The organism is Streptomyces sp. NPDC054757, from assembly GCF_053612185.1.
In genome coordinates this window covers 188740-207036 of the sequence record NZ_JBSHBW010000001.1, presented here as the reverse complement: position 1 = coordinate 207036, position 18297 = coordinate 188740, and the positions used below count along the sequence as shown (strand labels likewise).

General features: G+C 71.3%; 18 protein-coding genes and 1 pseudogene. 8 read left to right on the top strand and 11 right to left on the bottom strand.

Going from position 1 to position 18297, the window contains the following annotated elements; translation table 11 throughout:
- Window positions 1–61: 61 nt before the first annotated feature.
- Window positions 62–820, top strand: coding sequence for a SigE family RNA polymerase sigma factor (locus ACWGKJ_RS00905; protein ID WP_385025267.1), 759 nt, complete (start codon window positions 62–64; stop codon window positions 818–820).
- Window positions 821–1039: 219 nt separating this feature from the next.
- Here the strand turns inward: ACWGKJ_RS00905 and ACWGKJ_RS00900 are convergent, their stop codons facing one another.
- Together ACWGKJ_RS00900 and ACWGKJ_RS00895 are read right to left on the bottom strand one after the other, a co-directional pair.
- Entirely contained in the window at window positions 1040–1951 is a 912-nt protein-coding gene (locus ACWGKJ_RS00900) for a DUF5753 domain-containing protein (protein WP_385025270.1), read from the bottom strand.
- Between the two features lie 101 nt (window positions 1952–2052).
- Window positions 2053–2289 (bottom strand): DUF397 domain-containing protein, encoded by a 237-nt coding sequence (locus ACWGKJ_RS00895; RefSeq protein ID WP_385025273.1) that lies wholly within the window; start codon window positions 2287–2289, stop codon window positions 2053–2055.
- Window positions 2290–2480: 191 nt separating this feature from the next.
- Here ACWGKJ_RS00895 and ACWGKJ_RS00890 point away from each other — a divergent pair, with 191 nt between their 5' ends.
- Window positions 2481–3101 carry an ATP-binding protein gene (locus ACWGKJ_RS00890; protein ID WP_385025276.1) on the top strand — a complete coding sequence of 207 codons (621 nt, stop codon included), beginning with the start codon at window positions 2481–2483 and terminating at the stop codon, window positions 3099–3101.
- A gap of 77 nt (window positions 3102–3178) precedes the next feature.
- Window positions 3179–4138 (top strand): SAM-dependent methyltransferase, encoded by a 960-nt coding sequence (locus ACWGKJ_RS00885; RefSeq protein ID WP_385025279.1) that lies wholly within the window; start codon window positions 3179–3181, stop codon window positions 4136–4138.
- Window positions 4139–4354: 216 nt separating this feature from the next.
- On the opposite strand, the gene ACWGKJ_RS00880 is transcribed toward ACWGKJ_RS00885, so the two are convergent.
- Complete coding sequence (locus tag ACWGKJ_RS00880) at window positions 4355–5032, bottom strand: uridine kinase family protein (RefSeq protein WP_453315650.1); 678 nt, start codon at window positions 5030–5032, stop codon at window positions 4355–4357.
- Window positions 5033–5162: 130 nt separating this feature from the next.
- Between ACWGKJ_RS00880 and ACWGKJ_RS00875 the strand changes: the two genes are divergently transcribed.
- Window positions 5163–5543 (top strand): hypothetical protein, encoded by a 381-nt coding sequence (locus ACWGKJ_RS00875; RefSeq protein WP_385034196.1) that lies wholly within the window; start codon window positions 5163–5165, stop codon window positions 5541–5543.
- A 190-nt stretch (window positions 5544–5733) separates the two neighbouring features.
- Here ACWGKJ_RS00875 and ACWGKJ_RS00870 read toward each other — a convergent pair whose 3' ends face one another.
- The 4 genes from ACWGKJ_RS00870 to ACWGKJ_RS00855 all read right to left on the bottom strand — a co-directional run bounded on the left by ACWGKJ_RS00870 (window position 5734) and on the right by ACWGKJ_RS00855 (window position 10375).
- On the bottom strand, window positions 5734–6630 hold the full coding sequence (locus ACWGKJ_RS00870; protein ID WP_385020827.1) for an aldehyde dehydrogenase family protein: 897 nt from the start codon (window positions 6628–6630) through the stop codon (window positions 5734–5736).
- Entirely contained in the window at window positions 6630–8087 is a 1458-nt protein-coding gene (locus ACWGKJ_RS00865; protein WP_385021098.1) for an aldehyde dehydrogenase family protein, read from the bottom strand. The genes ACWGKJ_RS00870 and ACWGKJ_RS00865 overlap by 1 nt, the downstream gene beginning before the upstream one ends.
- Window positions 8088–8114: 27 nt before the next feature.
- On the bottom strand, window positions 8115–9137 hold the full coding sequence (gene deoC, locus ACWGKJ_RS00860; protein ID WP_385021101.1) for a deoxyribose-phosphate aldolase: 1023 nt from the start codon (window positions 9135–9137) through the stop codon (window positions 8115–8117).
- A 272-nt stretch (window positions 9138–9409) separates the two neighbouring features.
- Complete coding sequence (locus ACWGKJ_RS00855; RefSeq protein WP_385021104.1) at window positions 9410–10375, bottom strand: LysR family transcriptional regulator; 966 nt, start codon at window positions 10373–10375, stop codon at window positions 9410–9412.
- Window positions 10376–10502: 127 nt separating this feature from the next.
- Here ACWGKJ_RS00855 and ACWGKJ_RS00850 point away from each other — a divergent pair, with 127 nt between their 5' ends.
- Window positions 10503–11396 carry an NAD(P)H-binding protein gene (locus tag ACWGKJ_RS00850; protein ID WP_385020830.1) on the top strand — a complete coding sequence of 298 codons (894 nt, stop codon included), beginning with the start codon at window positions 10503–10505 and terminating at the stop codon, window positions 11394–11396.
- Between the two features lie 68 nt (window positions 11397–11464).
- Window positions 11465–11830 carry a darcynin family protein gene (locus ACWGKJ_RS00845; RefSeq protein WP_385020833.1) on the top strand — a complete coding sequence of 122 codons (366 nt, stop codon included), beginning with the start codon at window positions 11465–11467 and terminating at the stop codon, window positions 11828–11830.
- Between the two features lie 132 nt (window positions 11831–11962).
- Here the strand turns inward: ACWGKJ_RS00845 and ACWGKJ_RS00840 are convergent, their stop codons facing one another.
- On the bottom strand, window positions 11963–12607 hold the full coding sequence (locus ACWGKJ_RS00840) for a PH domain-containing protein (RefSeq protein ID WP_385020836.1): 645 nt from the start codon (window positions 12605–12607) through the stop codon (window positions 11963–11965).
- A gap of 233 nt (window positions 12608–12840) precedes the next feature.
- On the opposite strand from ACWGKJ_RS00840, the gene ACWGKJ_RS00835 reads away from it, so the two are divergent.
- Both ACWGKJ_RS00835 and ACWGKJ_RS00830 read left to right on the top strand, forming a co-directional pair.
- Window positions 12841–14160 carry a M20 family metallopeptidase gene (locus ACWGKJ_RS00835; RefSeq protein ID WP_385020839.1) on the top strand — a complete coding sequence of 440 codons (1320 nt, stop codon included), beginning with the start codon at window positions 12841–12843 and terminating at the stop codon, window positions 14158–14160.
- A gap of 339 nt (window positions 14161–14499) precedes the next feature.
- Window positions 14500–15987, top strand: a complete 1488-nt coding sequence (locus ACWGKJ_RS00830) for a hypothetical protein (protein WP_385020842.1) — start codon at window positions 14500–14502, stop codon at window positions 15985–15987.
- 203 nt (window positions 15988–16190) lie between these two features.
- Here the strand turns inward: ACWGKJ_RS00830 and ACWGKJ_RS00825 are convergent, their stop codons facing one another.
- The 3 genes and pseudogenes from ACWGKJ_RS00825 to ACWGKJ_RS00815 all read right to left on the bottom strand — a co-directional run bounded on the left by ACWGKJ_RS00825 (window position 16191) and on the right by ACWGKJ_RS00815 (window position 18240).
- The gene (locus tag ACWGKJ_RS00825; RefSeq protein ID WP_385020845.1) at window positions 16191–16649 is read right to left on the bottom strand and encodes a GNAT family N-acetyltransferase; all 459 of its coding nucleotides are present in this window, start codon (window positions 16647–16649) and stop codon (window positions 16191–16193) included.
- 66 nt (window positions 16650–16715) lie between these two features.
- Window positions 16716–17152 (bottom strand): annotated as a pseudogene (locus tag ACWGKJ_RS00820) (cytidine deaminase family protein).
- 218 nt (window positions 17153–17370) lie between these two features.
- Window positions 17371–18240 carry a class I SAM-dependent methyltransferase gene (locus ACWGKJ_RS00815; RefSeq protein WP_385020849.1) on the bottom strand — a complete coding sequence of 290 codons (870 nt, stop codon included), beginning with the start codon at window positions 18238–18240 and terminating at the stop codon, window positions 17371–17373.
- Window positions 18241–18297: the final 57 nt, after the last annotated feature.

The window sequence follows — 18297 nt, the reverse complement described above, 5'->3', positions numbered from 1 at the left end:
ACTGCGGAGGCAAGCTCTTCACCAACAGACCGAAGCACGACTCCACGGCGGGGGGCGCGAGATGAACACACTGCACAGCAACAACTCCGGCGCAGTAATCACGCGGCTCCACGACGTGGTGACCGCACGCAACACCGAGAAGTCCGGTGCCGCGGGAGGGCGGGGGTGCTCTCGTGGCACCGGGCGTCAGCATCCGTCGTACATGACGGTCGTTGACGCACCGGCGGCGGTCGCCAAGGCGGCCGTACCGAACCAGGCGGCGGCGCACGGGGAGACAGCGGGGGAGCGGCCCTCCGCGTCGGAGGCGGAGTTCACCGCCTACGTGCAGGAACGCCGCGCCTCCCTGTACGCCACCGCCTATCACCTGACAGGTGACCGCTTCGAGGCCGAGGACCTGCTCCAGAGCGCGCTCTTCTCCACGTACCGCGCCTGGGACCGGATCAGCGACAAGGCGGCGGTCGGCGGGTATCTGCGCCGGACCATGACCAATCTGCACATCAGCGCCTGGCGCCGGCGCAAGCTCAACGAGTACCCGACCGAGCAGCTCCCGGAGACGGTGGGCGACACGGACGCGATGCGCGGCACCGAGCTGCGCGCGGTGCTCTGGCAGGCGCTGGCCGGGCTGCCCGAGACGCAGCGCACGATGCTGGTGCTGCGTTACTACGAGGGCCGTACGGATCCCGAGATCGCGGAGATTCTCGACATCAGTGTCGGCACGGTGAAGTCCAGCATCTGGCGCTCCCTGCGCCGGCTGCGCGAGGACGACGTCCTCAGCTTCGGCCGTGACGAGCAGGAGTCCTTCGGCGAGCTCGTCGCCTGAAGGGCCGGGGGGCCGGGGGAGGGACCGCTGTTCCGGGGGGAGACAGCGGGTACGACGGGGGCGGGGGCCCCGGGGGAGAGCACGGGGGGCAACGGGGGTACGGGGGAAGACACGGGGGAGCACGGGGGAAGCGGAACGGGGCTGGACAGGCCGGGGGGGGCTTGTCCAGCCCCGCTCCCGTGTCCGCGGTGTCCGTGTCCGGTGTCCGTGTCCGCGGAGCTACATCTGATCGAGGAGCTTCTTGATGAATCTGCCGGCGTCCTGCGGCGGGTCCGCCTCGGTGACCAGGCGGTCCATGATGAGCGAGTACTGGTCGATCTCCTCCTGCTTGTCGAGGTAGACCGCGCCCGTCAGCTGTTCCAGATAGACCTTGTCCGGCAGGTCCGGTTCGTTGAACCGCAGGATGGTGATGGGGGTGCCGGCCGCCGCCATCGCGCCCACGCTGAACGGGGCGATCTGCAGCGTGACATTGGGCAGTTCGGCCACCTCCATGAGGTATTCGAGCTGCCCGCGCACCACTTCGGCCCCGCCGAAGGGGCGGCGCAGGACGGCCTCGTCCACGACCGCCCACAGAGTGGGAGCCTCCGGCCGGGTGAGCAGCTTCTGGCGCTCCATGCGCAGTTCGACCAGCCGGTCCACCCTGGATTCCGGCGCGCTCGGGTAGCCGAGGCGGGTGACGACCCGGGCGTACGCGGGTGTCTGGAGCAGGCCGGGCAGGAACTGGACCTCGTAGGTACGGATGAGGGACGCGGCCTCCTCCAGGCCGACGTGCATCTCGAACCAGCTCTCCAGCACGTCGTTGTACCGGTGCCACCAGCCCGGCAGGTTGGCCTGCCGCGTCATCTCCAGGTAGTCGGCCCGCGATTCCTCGTCCAGTACCCGGTAGAGGGTCAGCAGGTCGATGACATCGCGCTGTTTGAAGCCGACCTGACCGCGTTCGAGCCGGGTGATCTTGGCGTCCGACGCCCGGATCGCCCGGCCCGCGTCCACCCGCGAGACATCGCGGTCCTGCCGGAGCCTGCGCAGCCGCGCCCCCAGCAGGATGCGCAGCGCCGTCGGCCCGATGTGCTGGTGGTCCAGGTACCGCCTTATGGAAAGCTGTTCACTGCTCGGCCGCTGTATGGCGGTCATGCCAACTCCCGTGAGGCGACTGGACGGACACGAAGAGTGCCAGTGTTCCATCCGACCCCGGGGTGCGTACAGCAGGACGGTGCCCGGCGCTACCGGGGGCCTCAGGCGGAGAGGCCGTCGAACTCCCCGTCCTTGGCCCCGGCGAGGAACGCGGCGATCTCCGCACGCGTGTAGACCAGCGCCGGACCCTGCGGATGGCGGGAGTTGCGCATCGCGACGCTGCCGTCGGGGAGGGCGGCGACCTCCACGCAGTTGCCTCCGGGGGCGCTGTGCCGACTCTTCCTCCAGTTTGCATTTTTGATCAGGTCGGACCGGGTTCCGTTCTCGATCTGTCGCATTTTGACCACTCCTCGTTACGGTGCGCACGTCTGACCAGGCATCATGCATATGCAATTGCAGCTGCACTTGCCGGAGCAATTGCGTCAGCCGGAACTGTAATTGCAGATGCAGTTGCGGCACCATCCCTCGGGGAGGGATAGTGGGCGGCGATCAACCGCTCGTGACGTCTGGCTGCTCCTCGGAGATCGCGATGACATCCCGCTCGACCGGACCAACAGGTGCCTTACCCGGGCCCACCGTCCACCGACTGCTGGGCCGTGCGTTGCGCGACGCCTTCCGGCACGAGGAGACGGATGCCACATCCGTCCGCTTCACGGCCTGCGCGCTGCCGGCCGGCGGCCAGGCGGTCGGCGAGGGCCGCCGGTTCACCGGATCCCTGCTCCACGACTGGGCGTTGAGCCCGCTCGTCGACAACGCGGCGCTCATCGTCTCCGAACTCCTCAGCAACGCACTGCGGTACGGAATGGGGGCACTCCCGGCCTGGTCCGCACCCGGCCAGGCGGTCTGGCTGGGCATGCTGCGCAGGCGCGGGACGGTGCTGTTCGCGGTCTGCGACCCGAGCACGGCCGTTCCGCGGCTCAAGGAGCCGGACTTCCTGGCCCAGTCGGGCCGTGGTCTGCACATCATCGACTGCCTCAGCGAGACCTGGGGCTGGACCACCCCCGACATCGACGGGAAGGCGGTCTGGGCCGCGGTCTCGTGCCCGGCCGGGTCCAGAGGTCCCGACAGCAGGTCGGCCGACATGTACGCGGCGGCCGACCCGTGGCCGGTACCCGCCGCGGTACCCGTCGCCGTACGGCGAACCGTCTAGGCTCGGGCGGGAGTTGGCTTCGCGGCAGCGGGAGCTTCGCCGTACAAGAGCTTCGCAGTACGAGAGTGGGGAACCCGATGGGTGATGTGCCGGGGTGGATCACGGAGGCGGACGGACGGGCGCCCGTCGACCTGCGGACGGACCGGCCGCACCCCGCGCGCGTCTACGACGTCCTGCTGGGCGGCAAGACCAACTACGCGGCGGACCGTGCCATGGCCGACCAGGTGCTCGTGAACCTGCCGTCCGCGCGGCCGACGGCCCTGGCCAACCGGACCTTCATGCACCGGGCGACGCGGTATCTGGCCGCGGAGGCCGGTGTCCGGCAGTTCCTGGACATCGGCACCGGCATACCCACGTCACCCAATCTGCACGAGGTCGCACAGGGCGTGGCCCCGGACAGCCGGGTGGTGTACGTGGACAACGACCCGATCGTGCTGGCGCATTCACGGGCGCTGCACGTCGGCCACCCCTCTGGGCGCACGGCCTATCTGGACGCCGACGCGGCCGACCCGGAGGCCGTACTCGCCTCCCCCGCGCTGCACGAGACGCTGGACCTCGGCAGGCCGGTGGCGCTGAGCATGTGTCTGCTGCTGCACTGGCTGCCCGCGGACTCCGACCCGTACGCGGTGGTGCGGCGGCTGACCCGGGAGCTGGCGCCGGGCAGTCATGTGGTGATCACCCATCTCGCGCGCGACCTCGACCGGGCCGGATCCGGCGCTCTTGAGGCGGACTTCAGGGCGTCGGGGTCGCATCTGAAGGCCCGTACCAAGGACGAGGTGGCCCGCTTCTTCGACGGCATGACCCTGGTCGAGCCGGGCATTGTCGTGCCGGACCAGTGGCGGCCGGAACCGGAGGAGGAAGGGGAAGGGGGCGGCGGCCCGGGCGCGGAGACCGGCACGGCGGATCGCCTCCTGACCGTGGTCGGCACGTCCGACGGCGGAGGTGCCGGTGGCGGGGCGGCCGGTGGGGTCGACGGTGCCGCGGGCGATTACGGCAAGGTCCCGGTCTGGGTGGGCGTCGCCATCAAGGAGAGCTGACCGCAGGGCTGTTACGGGTCCGGGCGGGCCGGAGGGGGCCGCGCTGGTTCACAGCCGGGCCACGCGGGTCGGCGGGGGAGCGCAGCCCGGACCGCAGCCGGGCCGGACCGGCCGGTGGCAGAACCGGCCGGTGGGGAAACTGGCCGATGTGGGATTCGGCCGGTGGGGGATCCGGTCGGCTGGGAGCGCCGCTCGGACCTGCCGGTCCCCTGCCGCTCAGACCTGCCGGGCGGCAGGGGACGGCCGGGCCGCATCCGCCTGCCGGGCGGCCGGACCCGTGGCCCCGGACGGCGCACCGGCCGCCGCCAGCCGGCCCAACGCCTCCCGCTTGTCGCACGGGTACGCGCCCAGACCCGTCTGCCGTGCCACGATGCCCCGTTCGGCCCGCATCAGCCGCCACCCCCGCCGCAGCAGGAACGGAACGGACTTCCGCCCCTCGCGCAGATCCCGCATCAGCCGCCGCCGGAACGTGGTGGAGGGCCGCCCGCGCAGACAGAGCGCGTCCGCCAGCAGACCCAGCTCCTCGCACCGCCGCACGATGTCGGCGGCGAAGATGCCTTCCGCGATGAAGACGGCCGCCGGGCCGATGTCCAGGGCCTCGTGGCCGGTGCGGGCACTGGCGGCGATGTCGTACACCGGCACGGTCGTACGGCCGGTCCGGCACAGCTCCTGGACCGCGGTGACCGCCGCGTCCGCGTCCCAGGACAGCGGTGAGTCCCAGTCGATGTCGGGGCTGCCGGGGACCTGCGGCAGTGTCGGGTCGCCTGCCTCCTTGTAGAAGTCGTCCAGGCGCAGCACGGGCAGGTCCGCGCGCTCCGCGAGAGACGACTTGCCGGATCCGGAGGGGCCCGCGAGCAGGACGACGCGGGCCGGTATGGGCTGGGAGGAACTCACGGGAGGACATTCTCCCGCATCGGGCGGTCCTGACCACTCCCAGGAGTGAGGTTGTCGCGGTCTTTGGAGCGGACAGCGCTCAGCAACTACTCTTTGTGCGCATCCGCTTACTCTGCGAGTCAGGAATCCCATGGCAACACATGCAGCTCCCTCACCCCGGCGGAACTCCCTGCTCCGTATCGGTCTCACCGTCACCGTGGCCGGGGCGGCGCTCGGTATGGGCGGTGCGGCCGCCCAGGCCGCCACGCCTGCGGCCACCCCTTTGAGCGGCCCCACCGCGGCCCTCGGCAGCCTCGGTCCTTCGCCGGTCCGCGTCCTGACCGGTGCGCTCGGGTACGCCACCGCGCCGGTGACCAGCCTCCAGCTCGACCCGCTGGCCAAGACCGGGGTCGACCCGCTCGACAACGCGGTCGGCACCCAGGTCGCCGACTTCAAGCCGGTCTCCACGGCCCTGCTCACCTCTCCGCTGACCAGCGGCGGTGCGCTCAAGGACCTGCTGCCCGGCCGCTGAAGGGGCGGAGGGGCGGCCCGTGGGCCGCGTACCGGAGGGTTCCGGGTACGGGCAGGGCCCGCGCACCGGAAGGTTCCGCGTACCGGAGAATCCCGCACACCCGGCAGGCCCGCGTACGGGAGAGGCCCCGCCGCCGCAGAACTCGGCGTTCCGCGGCGGCGGGGCCTCCGTACCGCTGCCCCCTACCGGCTCAGTACGACGAGCCCGATACGCCCAGCGCGCCCGTCGGGTGCCAGACCGTCTTCGTCTCCAGGAACGCCGTGAGCCGCTCCGTGCCGGGCGTGGCCGAGAAGTCCACAGCCTGTGGACGCAGCACCCGCTTGAGGTTGTCCGCAGCCGCGATCTCCAGTTCGCGTGCCAGATCGGTGTCCGCACCTGCCAGGTCGATGGCGTTGACGTCCTGGTGCGCGGCGAGCGGTGCGGCGATCTCCGCCGTCCGCCCGGACAGCACATTGACCACCCCGCCCGGCACGTCCGATGTCGCCAGGACCTCGCCGAGCGAGAGCGCGGGCAGCGGGGACTTCTCGGATGCGATGACGACCGCGGTGTTCCCGGTCGCGATGACCGGCGCGACGACCGACACCAGGCCGAGGAACGACGACTCCTGCGGGGCGAGCACCGCCACCACGCCGGTCGGCTCCGGGGTCGACAGATTGAAGAACGGCCCCGCGACCGGGTTCGCCCCGCCCGTGATCTGGCCGATCTTGTCGGTCCACCCCGCGTACCAGACCCAGCGGTCGACCGCCGCGTCCACCACGGCGCCCGCCTTCGACTTCGAGATGCCGTCGGCGTCCGCCACTTCGCGTACGAACTGGTCCCGGCGGCCCTCCAGCATCTCGGCCACCCGGTAGAGGACCTGGCCCCTGTTGTACGCGGTCGCGCCCGACCAGCCGCCGAACGCCTTGCGCGCGGCGACGACCGCGTCCCTGGCGTCCTTGCGGGAGGACTTCGGGGCGTTGGCCAGCCAGTTGCCCTTGGGGTCGGTCACCTCGTACACGCGCCCGCTTTCGGAGCGGGGGAACTTGCCCCCGACGTACAGCTTGTAGGTCTTGAAGACGCTCAGCCGGTTCTGCTGCTCGGTGCTCATCAGCGCTTGCCCTCCGGGCTCGACGGGGCGAGGTACGCCTCCAGGCCGTGCCGGCCGCCCTCGCGGCCGTAGCCCGATTCCTTGTAGCCGCCGAAGGGCGAGGTCGGATCGAACTTGTTGAACGTGTTGGCCCACACCACACCGGCCCGGAGCCTGTTCGCGACCGCGAGGATGCGCGAACCCTTCTCCGTCCAGATACCGGCGGACAGGCCGTACTGCGTGTTGTTGGCCTTGGCGACGGCCTCGTCGGGCGTACGGAACGACAGCACCGACAGGACCGGGCCGAAGATCTCGTCGCGGGCGACGGTGTGCGCCTGCGTGACGCCGGTGAAGAGCGTCGGCGCGAACCAGTAGCCGGACGTGGGGAGTTCGCACGCGGGCGACCAGCGCTCGGCGCCCTCCGCCTCGCCGGTCTCCACGAGCTTCTGGATACGGGCCAGCTGCTCGGCCGAGTTGATCGCACCGATGTCGGTGTTCTTGTCGAGCGGGTCGCCGAGGCGCAGGGTGGCGAGCCGCCGCTTCAGCGCGTCGAGCACCTCCTCCTGCACCGACTCCTGGACCAGCAGCCGCGAGCCCGCGCAGCAGACCTGGCCCTGGTTGAAGAAGATGCCGGTGACGATGCCCTCGACGGCCTGGTCGACGGGCGCGTCGTCGAAGACGATGTTCGCGCCCTTGCCGCCCAGCTCCAGGGTGACCTTCTTGTCGGTCCCCGCGACGGAGCGGGCGATGGCCTTGCCGACGGCGGTGGAGCCGGTGAAGGCCACCTTGTCGACGTCCGGGTGCCCGACGAGTGCGGCGCCCGCGTCCCCGTAACCGGGGAGGATGTTGACGACGCCCTTCGGCAGGCCCGCCTGGCGGCAGATGTCCGCGAAGAACAGCGCGCTCAGCGGGGTCGTCTCGGCCGGCTTGAGCACCACGGTGTTGCCGGTGGCGAGCGCCGGGGCGATCTTCCAGGCGAGCATGAGGAGTGGGAAGTTCCACGGGATGACCTGGCCCGCGACGCCCAGCGGCCGGGGATTCGCACCGAAGCCCGCGTGGTCGAGCTTGTCGGCCCAGCCCGCGTAGTAGAAGAAGTGCGCGGCGACCAGCGGGAGGTCCGCGTCGCGGGTCTCCTTGATCGGCTTGCCGTTGTCCAGGGTCTCCAGGACGGCCAGCTCGCGCGAGCGCTCCTGGATGATCCGGGCGATACGGAAGAGGTACTTGGCGCGCTCGGAGCCGGGCAGCGCCGACCACTTCACGAACGCCTTGCGGGCCGCCTGCACGGCGCGGTCCACATCGGCGGTGCCCGCGCGGGCGACCTCGGAGAGGACCTCCTCGGTGGACGGGCTGACCGTCTTGAAGACCTTGCCGTCCGCCGACTCGGTGAACTCGCCGTCGATGAAGAGCCCGTAGGAGGGGGCGATGTCGACGACGGAACGCGACTCGGGGGCCGGTGCGTACTCGAATGCGGATGACAGAGCCGCGGATGAGAGTGTCATGGTGATTCAGTCCACCGTCACGTAGTCGGGACCGGAGTAGCGGCCGGTGCTGAGCTTCTGACGCTGCATCAGCAGATCGTTCAGCAGGCTGGAGGCGCCGAAGCGGAACCAGTGGCTGTCCAGCCAGTCGGCTCCCGCGGTCTCGTTGACCAGCACCAGGAACTTGATCGCGTCCTTGGTGGAGCGGATCCCGCCCGCGGGCTTCACCCCGACCTGGACGCCGGTCTGCGCGCGGAAGTCGCGGACCGCCTCCAGCATCAGCAGGGTGTTGGCGGGGGTGGCGTTCACCGCGACCTTGCCGGTCGAGGTCTTGATGAAGTCCGCGCCCGCCATCATGCCGATCCAGGAGGCCCGGCGCATGTTGTCGTACGTGGACAGCTCACCGGTCTCGAAGATCACCTTCAGCCGGGCGTCCGTGCCCCCGGGGCGTGCGCACTCGGCCTTGACGGCCTGGATCTCCTCGAACACCGAGAGATAGCGGCCGGAGAGGAACGCGCCCCGGTCGATCACCATATCGATCTCGTCGGCCCCCGACGCGACGGCGTCCCGCACATCGGCGAGCTTGACCGGCAGCGCGGCCCGGCCGGCCGGGAAGGCGGTGGCGACGGACGCGACCTTGACGTCCGCACCGTTCAGCGCGGCCTTCGCGGTGGCGGCCATGTCCGGGTAGACGCAGACGGCGGCCGTCATCGGGGTCGTACGGTCGGTCGGGTCGGGGTGGACGGCCTTGGCGGCGAGCGCCCGGACCTTGCCCGGCGTATCGGCGCCTTCCAGCGTCGTCAAGTCGATCATCGAGATGGCCAGGTCGATGGCGTACGCCTTCGCCGTGGTCTTGATCGAACGGGTGCCGAGGGCTGCGGCGCGCGCTTCGAGGCCGACGGCGTCGACGCCGGGCAGCCCGTGCAGGAAGCGGCGCAGCGCGCTGTCGGATGCGGTCACGTCGGCGAGACCGGCGGCGGATGCGGCGTCTCCCGGGCGGGAGGCAGCTCCTTCGCCGGGGGCGCCGGGGGAGGGGGCGGTGGTGGGCATGGTCACCAGGGGAGCATATCTACGCGCGTAGCGACCTGTACAGGGGGAGGCCGCTGTCGTACTGGACACGGCGTGCGGTGGCGGGGTGGCGGAAGTTCCGGGGTCCGGTTCCGTCGGCCGGGCCCCGGGGTCCCGGAGGCGGTCGGTGTCGGTGCCGGGGCGGCCATGACCGTACGGCGACCGGGCCGCGACCCCAAGGCGACCGGACCGCGACCGTACGGCGTCACGATGCGAGCGAGGCCCGGCCCCGGACGGCCGGGCCGGGCGGACGGTCACACGGTCGGGCTTCCGGGGGTGCGGGCGGTCCGGCGCAGGGTCCGGCGTACGGCCTTGCGGAGCCAGTGGTGGGCCCCGTCGGCTCCGTGCCGGGGATGCCACGCCATGCCCACGGTCAGCGGGGGCAGCGCCAGGGGGATGTCGAGGAGGCGCAGCCCGAGTGCGGTGGCGTGGTCGGTGAGAGGGGAGGGGGCGGCGCCGGGCGGCGCGGCCGGTACGAGACAGACGATGTCGCTGCGGATGGCGAGAGCCATCGCGTCCAGATGGCCGGGGAGGGTGACGCTGACCCGCCGGTGGAGGTTCTGCTCGGCGAGTGCGGTGTCCAGGGGGCCGGTGAACCGGCCACGGCGGCTCACCGCGACATGGTCGGCGGCGGCGAGCCGGGCCGGGGTGAGCGGCCCTTCGGTGAGCGGGTGTCCGGGCCGGACGGCCGCCATCATGCGCAGGCCGGCCAGCTCTTCGACCCGGGTCTCGGGGTCCACATGGTCGATGGATCCGATCTCCAGGTCGACCCGGCCGTCGCGCAGGGCGGTTCCGGCCTCCAGCTCCTCGGCCCGGAACCGGAACGAGACCCCCGGTGCCTCCTCCTTGGCCAGCCGCAGCAGCCCGGGTGCCAGTGCCGCGCCGATCAGGTCGGCGGCCTGGACGGTGAAGGTGGAGCGCAGGCCGGCGGGGTCGACGGCCGCGCCGGGGCTGAGCAGCGCTCTGAGGCTGCCCACCACCGCTGCGGCTTCGTCGCGCAGGGCCTGGGCGCGCGGGGTGGGGACCATGGTCTGCCCGGCCCGGACCAGGAGGGGGTCCTGGAGGATACGGCGCAGCCGGGCGAGGGTGCGGCTCATGGCGGCGGGCGAGGTGTGCAGCCGGGCGGCGGCGCGGGTGACGCTGTGCTCGGCCAGCAGGGCGTCAAGGGCGAGGGCGAGGTTGGCGTCGAGGACCGGATCGGGGCTGCTCACCAGGGTTATTCCATTTCCGTCAATGATTGCGTGCTGAAGTTCCCATTGTGGCAACACCGCTCTCCTTCGCAGGATGGGGGTGTCCCCGCTCCTTCACCGGACGGGGTCCCACTCCCGTACGACCAGCGAGGTTTTCATGATCGTCATTACCGCTCCCACCGGGAACATCGGCCGTTCCCTGCTCTCCCGGCTCCTGGAGTCCGCCCCCGCCGCGGGCGAGGAGCTGCGTGTGATCGTGCGCGACCCCGCCCGGCTGCCGGAGGCGGTGCGCGGACGCGTGGACGTGGTCACCGGCTCCCACGGGGACGCCGCGGTGCTCGACCGGGCCTTCGAGGGTGCGGACGCCGTGTTCTGGCTCGTCCCGCCGGACTCCTCGCTCACCCCGGAGGACGCGTACAGCGGCTTCACCCGCCCTGCCGTGAAGGCGCTCGCCGCCCACGGCGTGGGCCATGTCGTCGGCGTCTCCGCGCTCGGCCGCGGCACCGCGCTCGCCGGCCGCGCCGGGCTGGTCACCGCGTCCCTCGCGATGGACGACCTCATCGCCGGTACGGGCGTCGCCTACCGGGCCCTGGCCAACCCGTCCTTCTTCGAGAACCTCCTGGAGGAGGCCGGATCGATCCGCGACAAGGGCGTCTTCACCGACAACGTCGAGGCCGACCGCAAGGCCCCCCTCGTCGCGGTGGACGATATCGCGGCCGTCGCCGCCGGCCTGCTCCTTGACCGTTCGTGGACCGGCACCGACAGCGTCCCGGTCCTCGGCCCGCAGGACCTGTCGCCCAACGACCTGGCCCGCATCATGACCGCACAGTTCGGCCGCCCCGTCCGCTACGAACGCGAGCCGCTCGACGAGATGCGGAGCACCCTCGTCGGCTACGGCCTCAACGAGGCGTTCGTCCAGGGCATCGTCGACATGAAGCGGGCCAAGGACCAGGGGCTGGACGCCGGTGTCACCCGTACCCCGGAGACCGCGTCGCCCACCGGCTTCGAGCAGTGGTGTGCCCGGACCCTCAAGCCCGCGGTCCTCTCCTGACCGTCACGCACACCCCGCACACCCATCCCGGCCCGACCGTCACGCACACCTTTTCTGGAGACATCCCGATGCCCGCTGCGACAACCGAACCGCCGGTCACGGCGTTCATGCTCGTCAAGACCACACCCGAGTGGCTCGCTCTGACCGTCCAGGAACGTGTGGACGCCTTCACCACCGAGGTCCTGCCCGCGATCGAGGCGCGGACCAGCGGCGTGCGGTCGCGCTTCTACGACACGGAGTTCTACTCCGCGCGCGTCACCGACGTCTGGGTGTGGGAGGCGGAGGACCACCACGCCTACCAGCTCCTCATCGACGCCCTGCGCGAAACCCCGTTCTGGGACCGCTACTTCGAGGTCGTCGACCTCCTCGTCGGCACCGAGAACGGCTACGCGCGCACCTATGGCCTGGAACCCGTCGCCACGGTCACCACCTGACACACCGGCGGCGAGCAGACCGGAAGAGGGGAGGCGCAGTCTCGGCCCGGCCCGGGGCGGGCGTTACGGCGGGGTCCGGTCCAGGCCGAGCGTTACGGCGGGTCCGGTCCAGGCCGAGCGGTACGGCGAGGTTCAGCCCACGGCGAGGAGTACGGCGAGCAGCACCGCGCCCGCCACGCTCGGGGCCATGATCTCGTACGCCCAGCGGACCTCGGGCGAGCCCTGCGCCGTCGGGCGGTCGTTGCCGCGCTCCGAGAGTTCTCGCAGCTCGGCGACCGACTGGTCGGACGGCGCACGGCCCTGGTCCACGTCGGCGCCCTGTGCGAACGGGTTGCGGCTCCGCTGCTGCCCGGCACCGGAGGCCGCCCGCATCTGCTGCACGTTGGCGCGCTTCCGGCGCCGCAGCGAGACCGGCACGGCCCACAGCTGGTACTTGCTGCCGCCGGCGAACGCCTCCGTGGAGTACGTGGCGCGGATGTCGTCGACGCACGCCCAGGGGAGCGTGATCGAACGGAAGGGGTTACGGATCCTGAGCCGGTCGTCGTTGGCGTACACGGCGGGCCGCAGCGTGAAGGCGATCACCAGCGGAAGCACGAGCAGCAGTCCGGCGAGCGCCAGCCAGGGTGCGTTGCCGTGGCCGTTGACGAGGGCGTCGATGCCCAGCCAGAGAGCGAGGGCGATCAGCAGCACACCACCCGCCAGCCCGGCGAGTGACCGGTAGACACGGTCGGCGTAGGCCGCACCGGGGGGCTTCGGCGTGGGGTGCTCAGGGGTCATGCACCGATTCTGCCTGACGGGTCGGGCGGGGGCGGCACGGCGGTCGGTCCCGCGGAGATTCCGCCGAGGTCCCGCTGAGGCCCGGCTGAGGCCCGGCTGAGTCCCGCTGAAGATGACAGCCCGGCCGGGGCTGTCCACGATGGTGGGGGACACCGGTCCGGCCGGCGCCCCGCTCTCCGTACCGGTCACGGTCACGTCTCGGGATGTTTCGGCCTTCGGGAAGGACCCGCCCCATGACCAGCACATCCGGCGCCGACGCCGTCCTCGGCGGACTGGACGGCATCCGTACCGATCTTGAGGACTTCTACCGGGACCTGCACGCCCACCCCGAGCTGGGCCTGGCCGAGCGGCGGACCGCGTCGCGGGTGGCCTCGCGGCTGCGGGAGTGGGGGTACGAGGTCACCGAGGGGATCGGCTCCACCGGGGTGACCGGGGTGCTGGCCAACGGCGACGGCCCCACCGTGCTGCTGCGCGCCGACATGGACGCGCTCCCGGTCAAGGAGGACACCGGGCTGCCGTACGCGTCGACGGAGACCACCACGGACGCCGACGGCGCGGAACAGCCGGTGATGCACGCCTGCGGGCATGACACCCATGTCACCTGCATGCTCGGCTTCGCCCGGCTGATGGCCGCAGCTCCGCACGCGTGGCGGGGCACGCTGACCGTGCTGTTCCAGCCGTCCGAGGAGAAGGGCGACGGCGCTGACGCGATGGTCGACGACGGCCTCACCGACCGGATCCCCCGCCCGGACGTGGCACTCGGCCAGCACGTCCTGCCGTACCCGGCGGGCTATGTGGGGGTGCGCGCGGGCTCGTTCCTGGCGGCGGCGGACAGTCTGCGCATCACGCTGTACGGGCGCGGGGGCCATGGCTCGATGCCGCAGTTCGCGGTCGACCCGGTGGTCCTCGCGGCGCTGTGCGTGGTGCGGCTCCAGACGGTCGTCTCGCGCGAACTGGCCGCCACCACGCCCGCCGTGCTGACGGTCGGCAGCATCCAGGCGGGCGCGAGCCCGAACGTCATCCCGGACAGCGCCGTCATCCTGCTGAACGTGCGGACGTACGACGAGACGACCCGGAGCCAGGTCCTTGACGCGATCGAGCGCTGCGTACGGGCGGAGGCGGTCGCGTCGAACGCGCCGAAGGAGCCGGACATCGAGCACATCACCTCGTTCCCGGCCACCGTGAACGACGCGGACGTCGCGGACCGGCTGGCCAGGGCGTTCGCCACGCACTTCGGGGACGACGCGGGGACGATCGATCTCCAGACGGCCAGCGAGGATTTCAGTCAAATTCCGCGTGCCTTCGGTGTGCCGTTCGCGTACTGGGGCTTCGGGGGCGCGGACCCGGAGAAGTTCGCTGCGGCGGTCCGCAACAACACGGTGGCCCAGGACATCCCGGTCAACCACAGCCCGCACTTCGCCCCGGTGATGCAGCCGACCCTGGATACGGGGGTGGCCGCGCTGACGGTCGCGGCACTGGAGTGGCTGGGAACGGAAACGGGGACGGGAACGGGGACGGGGAGGGGAGCGGGGCCGTCCGGCGAGGGTGGCTGACGCGGTACGGCGGTGCTGATGCCGGGGCCCGGAGGAGCGGCCAGGACGGCACGACGGTCACCAACCGGTGTACAGAACCCGTACACGGAACGAACGCGAGACGAGAAACACCTTCCATGAGGGTCATGGGGCAGTCGATACTGTGGGGAGAGCAAGGCCCCGCCGGATGCCCCGACTTGCCACGCACCCGGTGTCAGCACGAGCACGGAAAGGACACCGGTGGGTAGTAACACTGCTTTCGACGACCGGACGACGCAGCCGGCCGTTCCACGGCCCCGGCCTCTCATACGCGGCGCGGAGAATCTGGCGGGGGCGCCGGACCGCCACAGCATCGGACCGATGATGGGGTCCATACAGGCGCTCGCCGGCAACAAGGCCGCGTCCGCCGTCGTCCAGCGTCTCGCGGGGAACGACGAGACGGCGAAGCCCGCCGATGAGCAGGCCAAGCCGGAGGCGAAGAAGAAGTCCCGTACCGGGCTGCACATCCGGGAGCGGATCGCCAGCGCGCTGGAGAAGGCCAACAAGCACCTCGACGTCCTCGACACCTTCGTCCTGCGCGGCATGGTCCCGGCCAACGCGGAGATGAACTGGAAGTCGTCCGCGAACGCCGACACGCATTTCTCGGAGCAGGCCGGCGCCTCCACCGCCGCGGCCGGTGCCGAGATGGGGCTCACCGACGGGGTCACGGCGGTCAACAACGTCATCGACGCACGCAAGGCGTACAAGGAGTCCAAGGAGAACCCGACGGGTCCCTCCTCCCACGCTCCGCGCAAGAAGTACCCCTCCAAGATGCTCGACGCGATCCAGAACACGGCGACCGACGCCTCCGACTTCATCGGCGTCGCCAAGAACGCTCTGCATGCGGAGGGCCTCGTGACGGCGGCGAGTGTCGCCGAGGCCGGGAGCGGGATGATCGGCGCCGTCGCGGGCGTCAAGAGCGTCCGTGCGGCCCGCCGGTTCGGGCTGACGACGCGCAAGTACCAGAACGTCAAGAAGATCGACGTGCCCGCGCCGGTGCAGGAGCCCGAGATCAACCGGCTCCGTGATGCGGAGGTGGAGAGCCACTGGGCGCTCGCGCAGGCGTATGTCGCGCTGGAGCGTGCCCACGAAGGCGACGACGAGAGCCTCGCGGACCGGCTGGGTGCCGCCCTGGACCAGACCAGTGCGGCCTTCACGAGCATCGAGAAGGCCGCCGACGACGTCAAGAAGGCACAGGACACCAACGCCCTCAACACAGGCCGGGACTACACGCTGGCGAAGCAGCGCAACAAGCTCTGGAAGCAGGGGGTCGGCGCGCTCGGGGACGGCGTACGGTCGGCCGGCGGCGCGGTCGCGATCGCGGCGGCCGCCACGGGAACGCTGGCGAGCAACCCGGTCGGCTGGGGCCTGGCCGCGACAGCGGCGGGTCTGCTGCTCTCGGTCACCGCGTACAAGGCCGGGCGTGCCGGCATGAAGCGCTACGAGGGCGCCCGCCACCCCGAGCGCTGGGCCCCGCCCACGGAGGAGGGCGAGCAGGCGACAGCCGCCGAGCCCGCCTCCCGCGGGGACGCCCTCAAGGAAGCGCTGAAGTTCTGGAAGAAGGCCGAACACAGCAAGCGCGACGCCATGGCGCGCACCATTTACGGCCTCGCCGCGGGCCCCGAGGTCCCGGCAGGCAAGGGCACATCGCCCGAACTGCGCACCTCGGCCCGGGAACTGCTCGTCGCGCTGAAGTCGGGCCCCGGGAACCTGCATATGACGGAGGAGGCGTGGGTTGCGTCCCTGAACGACCCCGCCGACGCCGAGAAATGGCACAAGGAGATCGCCAACCAGCTCGCGTCGAGCTGAGGGTGGCCGGTTGGCCGGTCGCCCGGTGCCCGGTGCCCGGACAGGGACCGCGGGGCGCCCAGCGGGTCCGGTACACGCGGGGGCGCCCTGCGGGACTGGTACACGCAGGGCGTTCAGCGAGGCCGGTACACGCAGGGCGCCCTGCGGAGCTGATACACGCGGGGCGCCCAGCGAGGCCAGTAAACGCGCAACACGCAGGGCGCTCAGCGGGGCTGGTAGCCGACCCTCCCGAGGGGCCAGTCCGATGCCAGCCAGGCCGTGACGGCCGCGTACAGGGGCGCGTCCAGCCCGGCCCGGTCGGCGCGCACCCAGGAGCGGACATCGGTGTCGTGGTCGTCGCCACGGGCGGGATAGATGTAGACGCACCCGATCACCTCACCGCTCGCGGGCTCGATGACGGTGTACGTGAATCCGCGGCGCCGGACGAAGTCGTCCGCGTGCCCCCGCAGATCGGCGAGGTTGGCCTCCAGGGACATCCCGTCCACGGGAGGCCACTCCCGGCCCTGGAAGCCCGGGGTCGCCCGGATGTGCTCGATGCTGCCGGTCCAGGCGGCGTGGTCGGCGGCGTTGTGCTGGGGACCCAGGGGTTCCAGACGGAACTGCGGGGTTGTCAGGTCCGAGGGGACCACGAAGTCATCGGGTACGAACGGGTGTTGGCTCATGGGGCCGAGGCTAGCGCCGCATCGGACAACGTTCGCCCTGCTGATGTCTGCTGATGTCTGCTGGTGTCAGCCCGTGCCGAGTGGTTCGGTTTCCTCGGTTTCGAGCTGGTGGTCGGCCCAGATGTAGCTTTCGGGAAGCAGATCGGTGAGGGAGACGGTCCGGAGCCGCTTGCCTGTCCCGACGATGACCTGCAGGGCCGGGAAGTAGTCGAGAAGGACCTGACGGCACCGTCCGCACGGGGGACGACTCCTCGGTCGCGGTCGCCCACGGAGACGATCGTGTTCAGCTCGTAGGCGCCCTGGGCGGCTGCCGTGCCGAGGAGAACCAGCTCGGCACAGGGGCCGCCGGTGAAGTGGTAGACGTTCACTCCGGTGACGATCCGGCCGTCCGGTACACGGGCCGCGGCTGCCATGGTGTGGTTGTCGCCCCGGCAGCGCGTACGTGCGATGTGGGCCGCGGCCTCGATGAGTTCATGGTCGACGCGATCGGTCTGCGTGGTCATCATCTCCGCCTTCGTGAGGTGTCTGGCCACGTTGACCCGCGTGACGATGGTGCGCAAGCAAATATCGGCTGCCTCCCAGCTCTCCGGGGTTCTCCGGGCTGCGCAACGGCATGGCAGTCACCGCTCGTGGCCTTGCCAGCGATCCTGACCGGCAACATCACGGTCTCCGCTGGAGTACCGGGTCACGCGGGCCACCCGGATTTTTCATCCCGTGGCGGTCAGTCGGCTCCGTGGCCCGTGGGGGACAGGCGGGTGGCGGCGATGTTGAGGTGCATGCCGGACGGGATACGGCCGTCGGCGTCCAGCAGAGCCGGGGCGGCGCTGAGGAATTCGGCGCGCAGGCTCGCGGTCTGCTCCTGGTCGAGCACCACCGTGTTGTAGAAGGTCTCGGTGGCGGAATTCCAGACCTCCTCCGGGGTGCCGCCCATGTCGATGACGACGGTCTCCCAGCTCACCGGCGCGAACCCGGCAGGCCCGAACAGTTCGTCCAGGCCCTCCCGGGTGCGGGCCCTGCGGTCGCCGAGCCGGGGCATGGACCGCTTCGGAGCCGCCGCCTCGAAGTAGGGGCGCGCGAGGTCCAGGAACAGGCTCAGGGCCTGGCCGTCGACGGCCCCGCCGCCGACGGCGACGGCGAGCCGCCCGCCGGGCGCCAGTACCCGGGCCGTCTCGGCGGCGATCCGGTCCACGTCGTGCATCAGCATCAGCGCCATGTGCGACACCACGGCGTCGAAGGAGTCGTCGGCGAAGGGGAGTTCCTGGGCCCGCCCTTGCCGTAGGTCCGCGCGGGCGAGAGCTGGACGTACCCGGGCCAGTGCGAGTTCCTCGTCCGCCAGGTCGATGCCCGTCAGTTCCTCGGCACCGGCCGTGGCCAGCACCTCCAGCAGGGCCCCGTCCGCGCAGCCGAGGTCGAGCACCCGGCTGGCTCCGGCGACCTCGGCGGCCAGCACCTGGTAGCCGGTCCTGCCGTCGGCCAGCGGTGCCCGCTCCGCGTGGACCGACTGGCGCCCGGGGCCGCTGTTGTGGAAGTCGCGCAGGAACGACTCGGCGGCGTCGGCGCCGGAATTCCGGGGTACGGGGGTCGCGGTCATCCTCGGGAGACTACAAGGAGAGCGCCGAAGCCGAACGTGCCTTTCCTGAACGGGCTT

Coding starts and splice junctions, on each gene's coding strand:
- ACWGKJ_RS00905 (WP_385025267.1), top strand. CDS start 62: ATGAACACACTGCACAGCAACAACTCCGGCGCAGTAATCACGCGGCTC.
- ACWGKJ_RS00900 (WP_385025270.1), bottom strand. CDS start 1,951: ATGACCGCCATACAGCGGCCGAGCAGTGAACAGCTTTCCATAAGGCGG.
- ACWGKJ_RS00895 (WP_385025273.1), bottom strand. CDS start 2,289: ATGCGACAGATCGAGAACGGAACCCGGTCCGACCTGATCAAAAATGCA.
- ACWGKJ_RS00890 (WP_385025276.1), top strand. CDS start 2,481: ATGACATCCCGCTCGACCGGACCAACAGGTGCCTTACCCGGGCCCACC.
- ACWGKJ_RS00885 (WP_385025279.1), top strand. CDS start 3,179: ATGGGTGATGTGCCGGGGTGGATCACGGAGGCGGACGGACGGGCGCCC.
- ACWGKJ_RS00875 (WP_385034196.1), top strand. CDS start 5,163: ATGGCAACACATGCAGCTCCCTCACCCCGGCGGAACTCCCTGCTCCGT.
- ACWGKJ_RS00870 (WP_385020827.1), bottom strand. CDS start 6,630: ATGAGCACCGAGCAGCAGAACCGGCTGAGCGTCTTCAAGACCTACAAG.
- deoC (WP_385021101.1), bottom strand. CDS start 9,137: ATGCCCACCACCGCCCCCTCCCCCGGCGCCCCCGGCGAAGGAGCTGCC.
- ACWGKJ_RS00850 (WP_385020830.1), top strand. CDS start 10,503: ATGATCGTCATTACCGCTCCCACCGGGAACATCGGCCGTTCCCTGCTC.
- ACWGKJ_RS00845 (WP_385020833.1), top strand. CDS start 11,465: ATGCCCGCTGCGACAACCGAACCGCCGGTCACGGCGTTCATGCTCGTC.
- ACWGKJ_RS00840 (WP_385020836.1), bottom strand. CDS start 12,607: ATGACCCCTGAGCACCCCACGCCGAAGCCCCCCGGTGCGGCCTACGCC.
- ACWGKJ_RS00835 (WP_385020839.1), top strand. CDS start 12,841: ATGACCAGCACATCCGGCGCCGACGCCGTCCTCGGCGGACTGGACGGC.
- ACWGKJ_RS00830 (WP_385020842.1), top strand. CDS start 14,500: ATGATGGGGTCCATACAGGCGCTCGCCGGCAACAAGGCCGCGTCCGCC.
- ACWGKJ_RS00825 (WP_385020845.1), bottom strand. CDS start 16,649: ATGAGCCAACACCCGTTCGTACCCGATGACTTCGTGGTCCCCTCGGAC.
- ACWGKJ_RS00815 (WP_385020849.1), bottom strand. CDS start 18,240: ATGACCGCGACCCCCGTACCCCGGAATTCCGGCGCCGACGCCGCCGAG.